Source organism: Engelhardtia mirabilis, from assembly GCF_007748095.1.
Lineage (GTDB): Bacteria > Planctomycetota > UBA1135 > UBA1135.
The window spans coordinates 3,417,063-3,429,649 of record NZ_CP036287.1 but is presented as its reverse complement, the minus strand read 5'-3'; the positions used below and the strand labels follow the sequence as shown (position 1 = coordinate 3,429,649).

The window sequence follows — 12,587 nt, the reverse complement described above, 5'->3', positions numbered from 1 at the left end:
CGATCAGGTGGACAGGCGCGCGACGGCGTCGATCGCGGCCAGCTCCGCGGTCGACCACGCGGCCTGGAAGTTCAGCCCGCCGATCGGCCCTTGGATGTCTAGCAGCTCGCCAAAGACGTGGAGGCCGGGGTGGCCGCGGACGCCGAGGGTGTTCGGGTCGACGACCTTGAGGGCCAGCCCGCCCGCAGTGACCTCGGCCTTGTCGTAGCCCAGGGTCCCGTCGACCGGGACCTGTAGGCCCTTGAGGGTCTCGATCAGCTCGTGGCGCTGGGCCTTCGTGATGTGACCGACGCGGGGATCGAGCTCGTCCAGACCCGCGCTCGCCGCGATCTGCGCGCGCAGGCGCTTGGGCAGCTCGAGGCCCAGGGCGCGGGACAACCGCGGCGCTCCCTTGGCGGTTGCGGCGTCGAGCAGGAGCGCGCGCAGCTCGTCGCGACCCAGATCCGGCGCGAGGTCGAGGGCCAGGCGCGGCAAGGGTCCAATGCGCCCACCTGCCTCGTAGCGTGCGACCGGCTCGGAGAGGTCCATGGCGCCGGGACCCGACAGGCCCTGGTGCGTGAAGACCACCGGCCGGCGGCGGGTGGCGAGGACCTTGCCCTTGGGCGACAGCAGGCGCGCCTCGACGTCCTGGGGCGCGATCCCGGTCAACTCGCGCACCCAGACCTCGGGCGAGGTCAGGGGCACGAGGGCCGGCACCGGCTCGACGATCGGCAGGTCGAGGGACTTCAGCCAAACGTAGCCGTCCCCAGTGGTTCCACTGCCCGCGTAGCTCTTGCCGCCTGGGCACAGCATCAGCGCCCGCGACAGGACCACGCGGCCGTCGGCCAGTTCGGTGCGCCAGCGCTCGCCCTCGCGAGCCACGCTCGCGACGGACGCATCCAGCCAGATCGAAGCGCCGGCCGCGCGGGCCGCCGCTTCCATGGCGTCGCGCACGTCCTTGGCTCGCCCACTGGCCGGGAAGATCTTCTCGAGCGGGGCTTCGACGGTCGGCACGCCGAGCTGGTGGAAGCGCTCGCGCACAGCCGCGGGCGGCAGGTTCCACAGGGCCGGCAGTAGGAAGCGCTCCGCCTCCTTGCCGAACAGGGCCGCGGCCTCGTCCGGTGGCAGGGTCGTGGTCAGGTTGCAGTGGGTCCCGCCGCTGGCGAGCACCTTGGTGCCCGTGCGCGGTGTCTTCTCGAGCAGCAGCACGCCGGGATCGGGCCGCCCGAGCTCGGCCAGTCGCGACGCGGCGACCTGCGCCGCCCACAAGCCGGCCGCTCCGGCCCCGACGATCGCGACCCCGACCTCCACCCGCGCCGCCGGCTCAACCACCGGAGAGGGTCTGCTCCCAGGCCTCGATCTCCTCGGCGCTGTGGGGGGACTTGGGCGGGGTGTCGTCGTCGAGGTCGTTCAGGTAACCCTCGGGCAGGGTCACCCGCTGGGTCTTGTTGCCCTTGGCGCGGTGGGCGCGCAGGGCGGTCTCGGGGAAGTCCTCGTCCAGGTCGAGGGTGTTCACGATGCGCACCATCTCCTCGATCGACTCCACGCGGTTGAGCGCCCCGCGCACCGCCGCTGAGCCCCGGAAGCCCTTCGTGTACCAGGAGCACCACTTCCGCATCTGGCGCATGCCCATCACCGGCCCGAAGAAGTCGCACAGGCGCTGGGCGTGGTCGACCATGATCTGAACGATGCGAGCCAGGTTCGGCGGGAGCTGTGGCTCGCGGCCTTCGAAGACCTCCGCCAGCTCCCGGAACAGCCAAGGCCGTCCGAGGCAGCCGCGCCCCACGATCACGCCGGCGCAGCCGGTCGCGCGCATCATCCGCAGGGCGTCCCAGGGCTCCCAGATGTCGCCGTTGCCGAGCACGGGGATGTCGACCGCGCGAACCAACTCGCCGATCGCGCTCCAGTCCGCCTCGCCGCTGTAGAGCTCCGCCGCTGTGCGACCGTGCAGCCCGATCGCCGCGCAGCCCTCTTCCTGGGCCACTCGCCCGGCACCCCGGAAGGTCTCGAGTTCGTCCGAGAGGCCCTTTCGGACCTTGATCGTGACCGGCACCTCGCCCGCGTTGGCCACCGCGGCGCGCACCAGCCGCGCCAGGAGCCGCGGCTTGACCGGGATCGCGCTGCCGCCGCCGGCGCGGGTGACCTTGGGCACGGGGCAGCCGAAGTTCATGTCGATGTGGTCGACGTCCTCTTCGCCCACCAAGCGTCGGACCATCTCGCCCACGTCGATCGGATCGGAGCCGTAGACCTGGATCGAGCGCGGCCGCTCGTCCCCGCTCGAGGAGGCCAACAGGTGCGTCAGCCGATTGCCCATCAGGTAGCCGCGGGCCGTGATCATCTCCGACACGAAGAGACCGGCGCCGAACTCGCGGCACAGGCTGCGGAAGGGGTAGTTCGTGACGCCCGCCATGGGCGCCAGGACCACCGGCGGCCAGACCAGCAGCGAGCCGAGGCCCAGGGGCTCGAACTCACCGGCTGCAGCCGGCGGAACCTCGCGGTTCAGCGGCGAGGCGAGGCGCGCGGGGACGTCGCTCACGCACCGTCCTCGGAGCCGGATTCGCGGGGTGCCTCGTCGGCGGACTCGGGCCCGTCGGCGACGCCGCTCTCGGTCTCGGCCGGCTCGAGGTCGCTGCCCTGCGCCGGAGGACCGACGGCCCCCGCGCTCGGGGACTCGGCCCCGGGGCCGCCAGCCGCGGGAGCACCGGCCTCCACCGGCTTCGGCCGCGGGAAGCGAACCGGGAGCCCCGCGCCCCCGAAGGTCTCGGCCGCCTCCAGGATCGTGGCGCTCTGGCGCCCGCCGATCACCCGCACCCAACCGGTGGGCATGCCGCGCGCGTCGAAGTGCATCTCCATCAACCCGCCTTCACTGGTGCGGATCATGCGCGAGCCCGTCTCCGAGCTCTGAATCTCCCAGCGCACCTCCACCGGCTCGTAGAGCGCGCCGAAGGCCGAGACCCATGCCACGCGATCGGTTTCGATCTGCCCCACCACCAGGGCCGTAGTGATCGTGTCCGACAGGTGATCCATGTTGATCACCTCCGTGCGGTTCGCCGAGGAGCTGGTGTCGATGCTCTGGCCGTTGAGGAAGCGGCGGAACAGAAAGCGACCGGCGTCCCAACGCCCGGCGACGACCAACTCCTCCTCGCCGGTGACCGCGCGCACGCGGAACTCGCTCAACTGGCCACCCACGACGATCTGTTCCACGTCGATCGTCGACAGGTCGTAGCGCGCCGAGGCAGGGATCACCATGCGTCCGACGAACGAAAGGCTGCCGTCCAGGCGTCGCACCACGGCGAAGCGTTCCGACGAGAGGCGCGAGCCGAGGGAACGGGTCGAGACCTGGCCGCCCATCAGGAGGTCTCCCTCCGGCAGTTCTGGCAGCTCGATCGCGATCGGACGCAGGTTCTCCTCGCGGACCACGTCCTGGGAGCGGCCGATCGCTTCGACCATGTCGGCGAGCAGGTCGCTGCGCAGAACCATGCCCCGCACGCAGACCACCTCGGGTGCGCGGAAACCCGCCATGCTCTCGCGGGGATCGGTGTCGATCACGACCAGGTCCGCGATCTTGCCGGGAGTCAGAGTGCCGCGTTCGTCGTCGATCCGCAGCACTCGCGCCGCAGTAGCCGTCGCCGCTCGCAAGGTGTCCTCGGGGCTGATGCCCGCGCCGACCCAGGCCTCGAGCTCTTCGATGAAAGAGCGCCCGGGGAAGGCCCATGCCAGGGGCGCAGCCGAGCCGGGGATCAGGTCGACACCGGCCGCGAGCAGCTCGCGCGCCAGGCCATCGCGCTTGCCGTCCACCCGCTCGCTCGTCTTGCGGTAGTTCTCGTCCGACAGCAGACCCTTGCGCATTTCCCAGTCGGTCCACCACAGGGCTTCGTAGGCCGGCGCCAGGTAGCGCAGCTCCGGGGCCGGATCCGCGGGCTCCTTCAGGATGCGTTCGACGCCCGCCAGGACCGGCACCACGGCGACGTTCGACGCCGCGGCCTGCTCGATGGCCGACTTGAACGCGATCGGCAGGACGAACTCCCAACGCACGCCACTGGGCAGGAAGGCGTCGAGGGCGAAGAAGCCGCGGTGCCCACCTTCGAGCGCGTGGGTCAGGTCCACCGCCGTGGGCCGCGGCCCCCAGACTTCGAGCTCGTGAGCGGCGGCCTCGATCAGGATCTGGTCGTAGACCTCGGCGGAGATGCCTGGTTGCACGGAGAGGTAGTCGACGCCGGCCTTGGCCAGCTCCCCCACCAGCCACTTCACGTCCTCCACGCGACCGATGGCCAGGGCCGCGGCCGAGGCCGGGGGGTAGCCGTCGAGTACCGCGCCCGCGCTGAGCAGCCAGGGGCCCGGCCCCTGGTCCCGGATGCCACGGTCACGCAGGGCCAGGACCGAAGACAGGTCGCCTCCGGCGTCACGCACCGTGGTCACGCCGCTGGCCAGATACAGGGCGTCGTGCTCCGGGTCGAAGTTGACCAGGCAGTCGATCAGGCCCGGAACCACGTGTTTGCCGCTCACGTCGATGCGGACGGTTCCCGGGGCCAGCTCGATGTCCTCCCCGATCGCCGCGATGCGGTCGCCGTCGAGCAGCACCGTCGCCACCCGGGGCTCCGCACCCGGTTCCATGGTGTGAACCGTTCCGCCGACGAGCGCGACGAGGTCGAGGAGGAGCGCGCCGCCGGTGGCGGTAGCAAGGGTCGAGAGCACCATCGGCAGGAGTCTACGGCCGGGCCGCGCGGCTGCGAGCACCGGCCGGGTCCCCCCGGGCGCCAGCGGCCCGCGTTCGGCGCGCAGTCCCCGACTTCGCGGGCAGCGGCCAGGTCCGAGCCCCGGCGTGTGGGTCTTGCGGCGTTATGCTCCCGCCCATGAGCGCCGCTTCGATGCCCCAGGTCCACCTGGCGGACGACCGACTGACCCGTGGGCCCTGGATCTACTCGCGCCGCATCGACAGCGCCGACCAGGAGGTCCACCCGGGCGCCCTGGTGGAGGTGATCGACGCCTCCGGGCGCTTCGTGGGACACGCCCTGGCGAACCCTTACTCGGACGTGGGGCTGCGTTTCATCAACCGCGGGCGGCGCAACGCCCTGGCCCACCCCGAGCGCTTCCTCTACGACCGCCTCAAGCGGGCCGCCGACCTGCGGCGGCGCACCCTGCGGCTCGAGGAGGTCACCGACGCCTACCGCGTCTGCCACGGCGAGGGCGACCTGTTGCCCGGGCTGGTGGTCGATCGGCTCGGCCCCTGGCTCGTGTGCGAGCACCACGCCCTGGGCTTCTGGAACCTGCGCGCGGAGGTCGAGACGGCCCTGAAGCGGCTCTACCCCGGGGCTCGCATCGCCCACCGTGTGCCCGGCAGCGCCCGCCGTGCGGAGGGTTTCGTGGACCTCGGCATGGAGGAGGGTCTGGACCCCGAGACCGAGGAGACGATCGTGACCGAGTACGGGCTGCGCCATCCGGTGCAGCCGGGCTTCGGGCACAAGACGGGCTTCTTCTGCGACCAGCGCGACAACCGCCAGCGGGTAGCGCGTCTCGCGCCGGGTCGGACGGTCCTCGACCTGTGCTGCAACACGGGCGGATTCGCGCTCCACTCGGCCCTGGCCGGGGCCCGGTCGGTGACCGCGGTCGACCTGGACGAGACCGTCCTCGAACGCGCCCAGCGGGCCGCCCGGCTCAACGACCTGGACGTGGAATTCCACCACCTGGACGCCTTCGATTACCTGCGCGGCGCCCTGGAGGCCGCCCAGACCTGGCAGGTGGTCGTCCTCGATCCGCCCAAGCTGGCGGCGGGCCGACGGGATGCCGACGGGGCAATGCACAAGTATTCGGACCTCAACACCCTGGCGATGGGAGCCGTGGCGGACGGCGGCCTCTTGGCCACCTTCTCCTGCTCCGGAGCCGTGGATCTGCCCACATTCCTGGGGATGGTCTTCCAGGCCGGTCGGCGCGCCGATCGGCGTCTGAGGCTCTTGGAGGTCGTTGGCGCGGGTCCGGATCACCCGCAGGAGCCCGACTTCGCGCGCTCGCGGTACCTGAAGGGCGCGCTCCTGGCGGTCGACTGAATCGTCGCGCAGGTCCGCCGGGACTCGGATCTGGGAGCCCCAGAGATAAGAGTCAGCCCTTCCCGGCGTCGACACGGCTCCCGTGGAGCGGCATCATGTGTGGCTCGCTCCGCCGTCGCCGCCGTCGCCAGACCCATCCATGACGCTCGTTTCTCACTTCCACGCCAAAGACTGGAAATCGTTCGAAGACGCCTGGTCCGAGATCATGCTCTCGGACGGACCCATCGACGATGTGCTCTGGGTCATCGATGCTGCCGCGGAAGCGAAGGTCATGACCCGCATGCTGCCCTTCGTACGGGAGCACGCTGACCTGCTCGAACAGAACGGGCGCCACCAGGACGCAGCCGAACTGCTCGGGCGCTGCCTACTCGGCGGAGGGCCGCCGGGCGAACTGTCCACGCGGCTGTTCCGCAACGCCAAGACCGGCTGGGGCCAAGAGGGCTGGTGGGAAGACTACACCCGCCTGGTCGACTTCCACGAGAGCACCGACGACGTGCGCAAGGCCTGGCGCCTGCTGCGTCAGCTGATCCACCTGGGACCGGGTTCGGCTGTGTTCCACCGCTCCGGTTGGGGCGTGGGCGAGGTGACCAACCTCGACGCGGCCAACCTCGAGGCCAAGGTGCGCTTCGCCAGCGGGCGCTCGGACCGCATGCCGATCAAGTCGATCATCGAGACTTGCGAGGTGCTCGAGCCGGACGACCTGCGCGGCCTGGTCGTGCGCGATCCGGTCGAGCTGTCGCGCCTGCTCAAGGAGGAGCCCCTCGAGTGTCTCGTCGGCGTGCTCAAGCGCTACAACGGCCGCATGAACCAGGTGGTGCTCAAGAGCGCCATGGCCCAGGTCAAGCTCGAGGGAACCGCCTTCACGAGTTGGTGGCGGCGGGCGCGCAAGGAGGCCGAGAAGTCCAACATGGTCGAGGTCACTGGAACTGGGCAGAAGTCCCAGATCCGCCTGCTCGACAAGGAGGTCGACCCGGCCGATTCGATGCGTCGCCAGCTGCGGCTGGCGCGCGATCTGGGCGCCGCCAACACACGGGTACGCGACCTGTTGACCGAGAAGGACCTGTCGGACGAGCTGCGCGCGGCCGTGCTGGACACCCTCGACGAGCTGGCTGACGGCACCACCGAAGCCGACGAACACCGACTGGCCGCCTGGATGCTCCTGCGCGCCGAGCGGTCCGAGACACCCCAGCCCCTGCGCGAGCGTCTCGAGGAGGCCTACCGGGCCGAGCCGCCTACGGACCCGTCGGTGGTGCCCGAGCTGTGGCAACTGTTCCACCGGATGCCCGGCGCGCGCGAGCAGGAGGCTTGCATCGACCTGCTCAAGGAGATGCACGGCGAGGAGGGCTGGGTCGCGGCCGCCATGCACGACCTCATGCATACGCCCCCCGGCATGGTGCGCGGTCTGATCGATCAGCTCGTCACGGCCGAACAGGCCGACCTGCTGGCCGGGACCTACTCCTCCCTGCTGGTCCGCCCCACCCGCAACCCGGCCCTGTTCGTGGGCCTCGCGGAGTGGTTCGAGCGCGGCAAACTCCAGGGCGAGTTCACGGGGCCGGTGCAGCGTCTGCACTCGTTCCTGTTGTTGGCGGGGTCGCTCTTCGCGGCCGGTGCCGGCGACGTCTTCCGCACGCGGACGATGACGCGCCTGACCACGCTGCTCTCCGACGGAGAGCCGACGCTGATGCAGACGCTGCTGGCCGACGCCAGCAAGGCCGAGGTCCGCAAGCTGATGCCGATGCTCTCCAAGGGCGTCGACGGCTCGATCGACCGCGCCTTCACCCACGCCGCGGTGCAGCGCTTCCCCGACATCTTCCGCGACTCCAACCGCCCCTTCTGGGAAGAAGATGGCATCTGGACCAGCGAGGCTGGCCTGGCCCGTCGCGAGGCGGAGCTGCGCGAGCTGCGTGAGGTCAAGATTCCCGCCAACTCCGAGGCCATCGGCAAGGCGGCCTCCTACGGCGACCTCTCGGAGAACTCCGAGTGGGAAGCCGCCATGGAGGACCAGCGCACCTTGACGGCGCGCGCCATGGAGATCGAAGAGGAGCTGCGCCAAGCCCAGCTCATCGAGAACGCCGCGATCCCCCAGGACGTGGTGGCCCCCGGCACGCAAGTGACCTATCGGGAGCTCGATACCGGCGAGGAACGCACTGTCAGCGTGCTGGGTCCCTGGGACACGGCGGCCAAGGGCGTCATCAGCTATCGCTCGCCCCTGGCCCAGAGCATTCTCGGCTCGCCTGCCGGCGCGCAGGTGACCGTCAAGCTGCCCACCGGCACCCAGGACATCGAAGTCGTCGCGGTCGAAGTTCTGCCGCTGATCTCGCGCGCCGAGGAAGCGGCGAGCACCAAGTAGGCGTGCCGTCCGCGCCGCGGCCCGCCAGGTCGTGAGTCAGAGCAGGGCGACCGTGTCACGCACGGTCGCCCTGCTCCGTTCGAAGCGGATGATTGCTGAAATCAGGGCAGCAGCTCGACCACGTGCAGGCGCGTGATGCCCGCATCGTCCCCGAGTCCGACCACGAGTAGGTCGCGGCCATCACCATCGGGGTCGCAGGCGACCAGGAACTCGAGCGGGCGGCCCTGTACCGCCGGCAGCTCGACTCGACCGGCCAGGGTCGCGGTCTCCGTGACGCGCTGGACTCGGTCGGTGCCCTGGGAACCGAGAAAGCCGAGCAGCCGATCGATGTCCCATACGCGCTCACTATCGGTGAAGAGCGCCGTGCGAACATCGCGCTCGAGGTCGTCGCGGGTCAGCTCACCCCGCTCCGCCTCCGCCCCGAGCCACAGCTCCACCTCGGCTCCGTCGGGACTGACGATCGCCGCGTCCTCGACGCCGTCACCATCGAAGTCCCCCGCCAGGATCTCGCCGTAGCTCTCCCCCAGAGCCTTGAATCGTTCGACCAGCGCGTAGGGGTCGCGCACGATGTCGAGGATCGGAGGTACTCGAAGTTGAACGCCACCGTTCCAATCCGGGCTCGTGTCGAAGCGCCCGCCACCGAGGTTGCGGTAGCCGCTGGCACGCAACTCCACATCGAACGAGGACACCAGCCCCAGCACCAGGGTCGTGACCGACGGCAGCTTCAGGCGCAGCAGCACCAGTTCGGCCAGGTCGTCGTCGTCGATCGAGAACATGGCGGTGGCAGTGACCTCCTCGGCGCTCTTCAGGATCGTCGAGGGCTCCTGGAACTGGGGGCCGTCCGCCCGGCCGGGGAAGACCCAGACCTTGCGTCCGGCCACGATCACGTGGTCCTGGATGCCGTCGCCGTCGAGGTCGCGCCGATCCAGGCTCGCGGCACCGCCGAGAGACAGGATGCGACCCGGTTCGAAGCCGCCGCCGGTTGAGCTCGGATCGCGGAAGAGGTCGAGGTCCAAGGTCACGTCAGGCGCCTCGGCGATGCCGCCCTCCGCCCGAGCCAAGTGGAAGGCGCGCCGCGTGCCCTCGGTCACGACCAGATCCGAGCGCCCGTCGCCGTTCAGGTCGAGGGTGGACAGGCCTGGGAGCTGCACGCGCGAGCTGAGGGTGTCGGTCAGATCCTGCGCCTCGGTCTGCTGGTCGACCTGAGCCCGCGCCTCGACGCGCAGGCTGCGGCTGGCGCTCGCGCGCGGCTGGCCTTCGACCTCCTCGACGGCCATGTTCCACAGACTGACGGCACCGACCTCGGGCACCAGCACCTCAACGCGGCCATCCCCGTCCACGTCCTGGATGAAAGGCGCCGCCTGGGGCGCACCCAAGCGCAGGTCGAAGGTCGCGCGACGCGCGAGCCGCAGACCGGGACCCGCGGGCGTGCGGCTGTCATCGAGGGCGAACAACTCGCAACCGCGGGGAGAGAGGGTCAGCAGAGCGGGCGGACCGTCGTCCGCGGTCAGCCGGCCGATGTCGACCAGAAGGCGGGAGGGGCTGGCCAGGTCGAGGGAGCCGCGCGCGAGGGCCGCAAAGGGCAGTTGACCCGCCGCGTCGGTCCCGTAGACCCGCACCTGCCCCTCGACGTCGATCGTCAAGAGGTCAACCGTCGCGTCCGGGCCGCAGCGCAGGGGGGCGGCCACGACGACCTTCGCGGTCGGGGCCAGGACCTGGGTCACCCGCAGGTCCGAGGTCGGCACGGCCAAGAGGCTCAAGCAAACGCCGATCACCGACCCACCACCAGCAGCAGGACCTGGGATTCCTCGACGACGGCGTAGCTGCGCCCCGCTTCCGTACCGGCCAGCGGACGGATCGACGAGTCCTTGGCCAAGCCCCGTTGCCACAGGCTGCGCGGCACCACGCTCCACTCGTCACCGCGGATGCGGACGTAGAAGAGCTCTAGCCGATTCGCCGCAGTCTGCACCAGGAGATCTCGACCTCCATCGCCGGTGGCGTCGGCGCACAGATCGAAGAACGGATCCCGCACATCGCCGGGGAAGACCAGCCGGTGGCGCAGGATCGGGGACCGGGTGAAACGCCCCTCGCGGCTGGCATAGACGTAGAGCTCGACCTCGACCGACTCGCCTCCGCCGCTACGCAGGGTGTCGAGGAAGTCCTCCCGGATGGCGGTCACCACGAGGTCCTGGGCGCCGTCGCCGTCCACATCGAGCAACCGTGTCGAGCCCACCAGGCCGTCGATCACGAGCACCTGGTCCGGTCGCTCGAAACCCGCCGCCAAGTTGCCGTAGACCAGCACCTGGGTGCGGTCCTTGGAGGCCTTCTGATCGCGTGCGGCGATCACTGCATCGGCCAGGCCGTCCCCGGTGACGTCGCCCAGGTGGACCGCGAAGGACACGTCGAGGCGACGCTCCATGTCGACGGTCAGGGGCAACTTCAGGTCCTTGGGCTCGGCGAACTCGTCGCCGCCCAACCAGACCGAGAGCTGCTGGCCGGCCAGGGCCGCCAGGTCGAGGCGTCCGTCGTTGTTCCAAGCGCCATGCCAAAGGACCGACGTGCGCTCACTGACCTCGGCCAGGGTTCGCGCGCCCCGTTGGGTCGCATCCGGACGCATGCGAATGGCGATGTCCAAGGTCGACTCGCGGGCAGCGCGCTCGAGCTCCGAAGCGGACAGGTCGATGCGCTGCTGGTCGCTCCATGGGTCGTCGATTGCCCCGCGGTCCTGACGCGCAACGAGGTAGCCCGCGGGCTCGGGGATCAGGAGGTCATCGTCGCCGTCACCGTCGAGGTCGAGGATCGCATCGGGCCAGGCGAGCAGTTCCCCTGGAACCGGCACCTGCCACAGGAAGTCAGCGCCGCACAGGCGCGAGAAGCGCGCAGCCTCTTCGGCCCCGGGCGCCAGGACGAAGGCACCCGAGCCGCCCAGCAGCAGGACCTCGCGGCCCGGATCGCCGGTCAACTCGCCGATCGCGAAAGCCGTCACATCGCCGGGCAGCCGCTGACGCCAGGCGGTCTCGGGGGCCAGTTGACCACCTGCCGCGCGCAGGCGTGCACGCAGCTCGATCGACTTGTCCGCGGTCCGCACCGCGATCACCAGGTCGGCGCGTCCGTCCGAGTCGAGATCGCCGGAACACAGCCCCACGATCTTCTCTTCCGTCGCGACCGCGAGGGCCTGGACCGACACGGGCGAGCTGCCTTGAGCGACGGCGAGCGCGAGGGCCGAGACGAGCAGGGCGCTCAACCGTCCACCTCCTGCAGGCGATCGGTCTCGCCGCCCGACAGGTTGAACAGCCACAGAAGGCGCAGCCTCCAGGAGCTCGAGGTCGATTCCCAGTGCAGGAGCCCGAGGATCGCGGACCAGTTCCGCACCCGTGCCCGGCGTTCGTAGCTGAAGATCAGCGGCAGCGAGATGTCGGTAACGGCGCTGATCCTGCGCGACACCGCTGCCTCGGTCGTGACCATCTGTCCCTCTCGCCAGACCTCGAGCGAGAGTCGCGCGCGCCGGTCCGCGCGGCGGATGGCGTCGAGCAGGACCTCGGGCGAGGCCACTTCGACCCCGTCGACGGCCGTGATCAGGTCGGCGAAGCGCAGTTCCGCGTCGCGCCAGGGGCTCGATGCGGCCAGTCCGACGATCACGGCACCCGCGCCCGGGGCCAGACCGGCGGTCCGGGCCTCGACTTCGGTGGCGGTACGCAGGACCACGCCCACGTGGTCATCCTCGCGGAAGCGCTCGGTCTCGCCCCGGCCGGCAGGTGCGACCCGTCGAACCAAGGTCAGGGTCACCTCGCGCTCGGAGCCGGCGCGGTCGTAGAGCAGCTCGATCGAGGTCCCGGCGGGATTCTCGAGTTCCAGGGCGCGCCACTGGCTCGGCCAAGACAGCTCCACGAGCTCCGCCCCCACCCGGGCCTCCAGCAGCAAGTCCCCCACTTCCAGCCCGACCGCCGCCGCCGGCGAGTTCTCAACGACCGCGGTCACCGTCAAACCCACGGGTGCCTCGGTCAAGGACGCGAGCGTGTCGCGAGAGTCGCCGACCTCGAGGCCACTGAAGCTGCCGAGGGGCAGTTCCTGGCGCAGGGCCTCGTCGTCGGGTTCGGTCAGAAGGGCCACGGGTTCGCTGAACTCCGCCAGGGGCGGCGCTTGGAGCGCGAGCGGCGCGGCGCAGGCACCGAGACCGGCGGGCAGTATTGCGATCAGAACTCGAGCGAGCATGG

8 protein-coding genes are annotated in these 12,587 nt (G+C 70.6%); 2 read left to right on the top strand and 6 right to left on the bottom strand.

Going from position 1 to position 12,587, the window contains the following annotated elements:
* Nucleotides 1–3: 3 nt before the first annotated feature.
* The 3 genes from Pla133_RS12590 to Pla133_RS12580 are packed head-to-tail and all read right to left on the bottom strand — an operon-like array spanning nt 4 to nt 4,677.
* Nucleotides 4–1,311: a BaiN/RdsA family NAD(P)/FAD-dependent oxidoreductase gene (locus tag Pla133_RS12590; protein WP_145065742.1), complete on the bottom strand. Its 1,308-nt coding sequence runs from the start codon at nt 1,309–1,311 to the stop codon at nt 4–6.
* Entirely contained in the window at nt 1,304–2,515 is a 1,212-nt protein-coding gene (gene dusB / locus Pla133_RS12585) for a tRNA dihydrouridine synthase DusB (RefSeq protein WP_419192437.1), read from the bottom strand. Before dusB ends, Pla133_RS12590 begins: the two co-directional genes overlap by 8 nt.
* On the bottom strand, nt 2,512–4,677 hold the full coding sequence (locus Pla133_RS12580) for an amidohydrolase family protein (protein WP_145065740.1): 2,166 nt from the start codon (nt 4,675–4,677) through the stop codon (nt 2,512–2,514). The genes dusB and Pla133_RS12580 overlap by 4 nt, the downstream gene beginning before the upstream one ends.
* 155 nt (nt 4,678–4,832) lie before the next feature.
* On the opposite strand from Pla133_RS12580, the gene Pla133_RS12575 reads away from it, so the two are divergent.
* Entirely contained in the window at nt 4,833–6,023 is a 1,191-nt protein-coding gene (locus tag Pla133_RS12575) for a class I SAM-dependent rRNA methyltransferase (RefSeq protein WP_419192436.1), read from the top strand.
* Nucleotides 6,024–6,162: 139 nt separating this feature from the next.
* The gene (locus tag Pla133_RS12570) at nt 6,163–8,373 is read left to right on the top strand and encodes a GreA/GreB family elongation factor (protein ID WP_145065736.1); all 2,211 of its coding nucleotides are present in this window, start codon (nt 6,163–6,165) and stop codon (nt 8,371–8,373) included.
* A gap of 101 nt (nt 8,374–8,474) precedes the next feature.
* On the opposite strand, the gene Pla133_RS12565 is transcribed toward Pla133_RS12570, so the two are convergent.
* Genes Pla133_RS12565 through Pla133_RS12555 form a run of 3 tightly spaced genes read right to left on the bottom strand, consistent with a single transcriptional unit; the run spans nt 8,475 to nt 12,585 of the window.
* A complete protein-coding gene (locus Pla133_RS12565; protein ID WP_145065734.1) occupies nt 8,475–10,148 on the bottom strand; it encodes a hypothetical protein in 1,674 nt (557 codons plus the stop codon).
* Nucleotides 10,145–11,617 carry an FG-GAP repeat domain-containing protein gene (locus Pla133_RS12560; protein WP_145065732.1) on the bottom strand — a complete coding sequence of 491 codons (1,473 nt, stop codon included), beginning with the start codon at nt 11,615–11,617 and terminating at the stop codon, nt 10,145–10,147. Before Pla133_RS12560 ends, Pla133_RS12565 begins: the two co-directional genes overlap by 4 nt.
* A complete protein-coding gene (locus tag Pla133_RS12555; protein WP_145065730.1) occupies nt 11,614–12,585 on the bottom strand; it encodes a PDZ domain-containing protein in 972 nt (323 codons plus the stop codon). Before Pla133_RS12555 ends, Pla133_RS12560 begins: the two co-directional genes overlap by 4 nt.
* Nucleotides 12,586–12,587 lie beyond the last annotated feature (2 nt).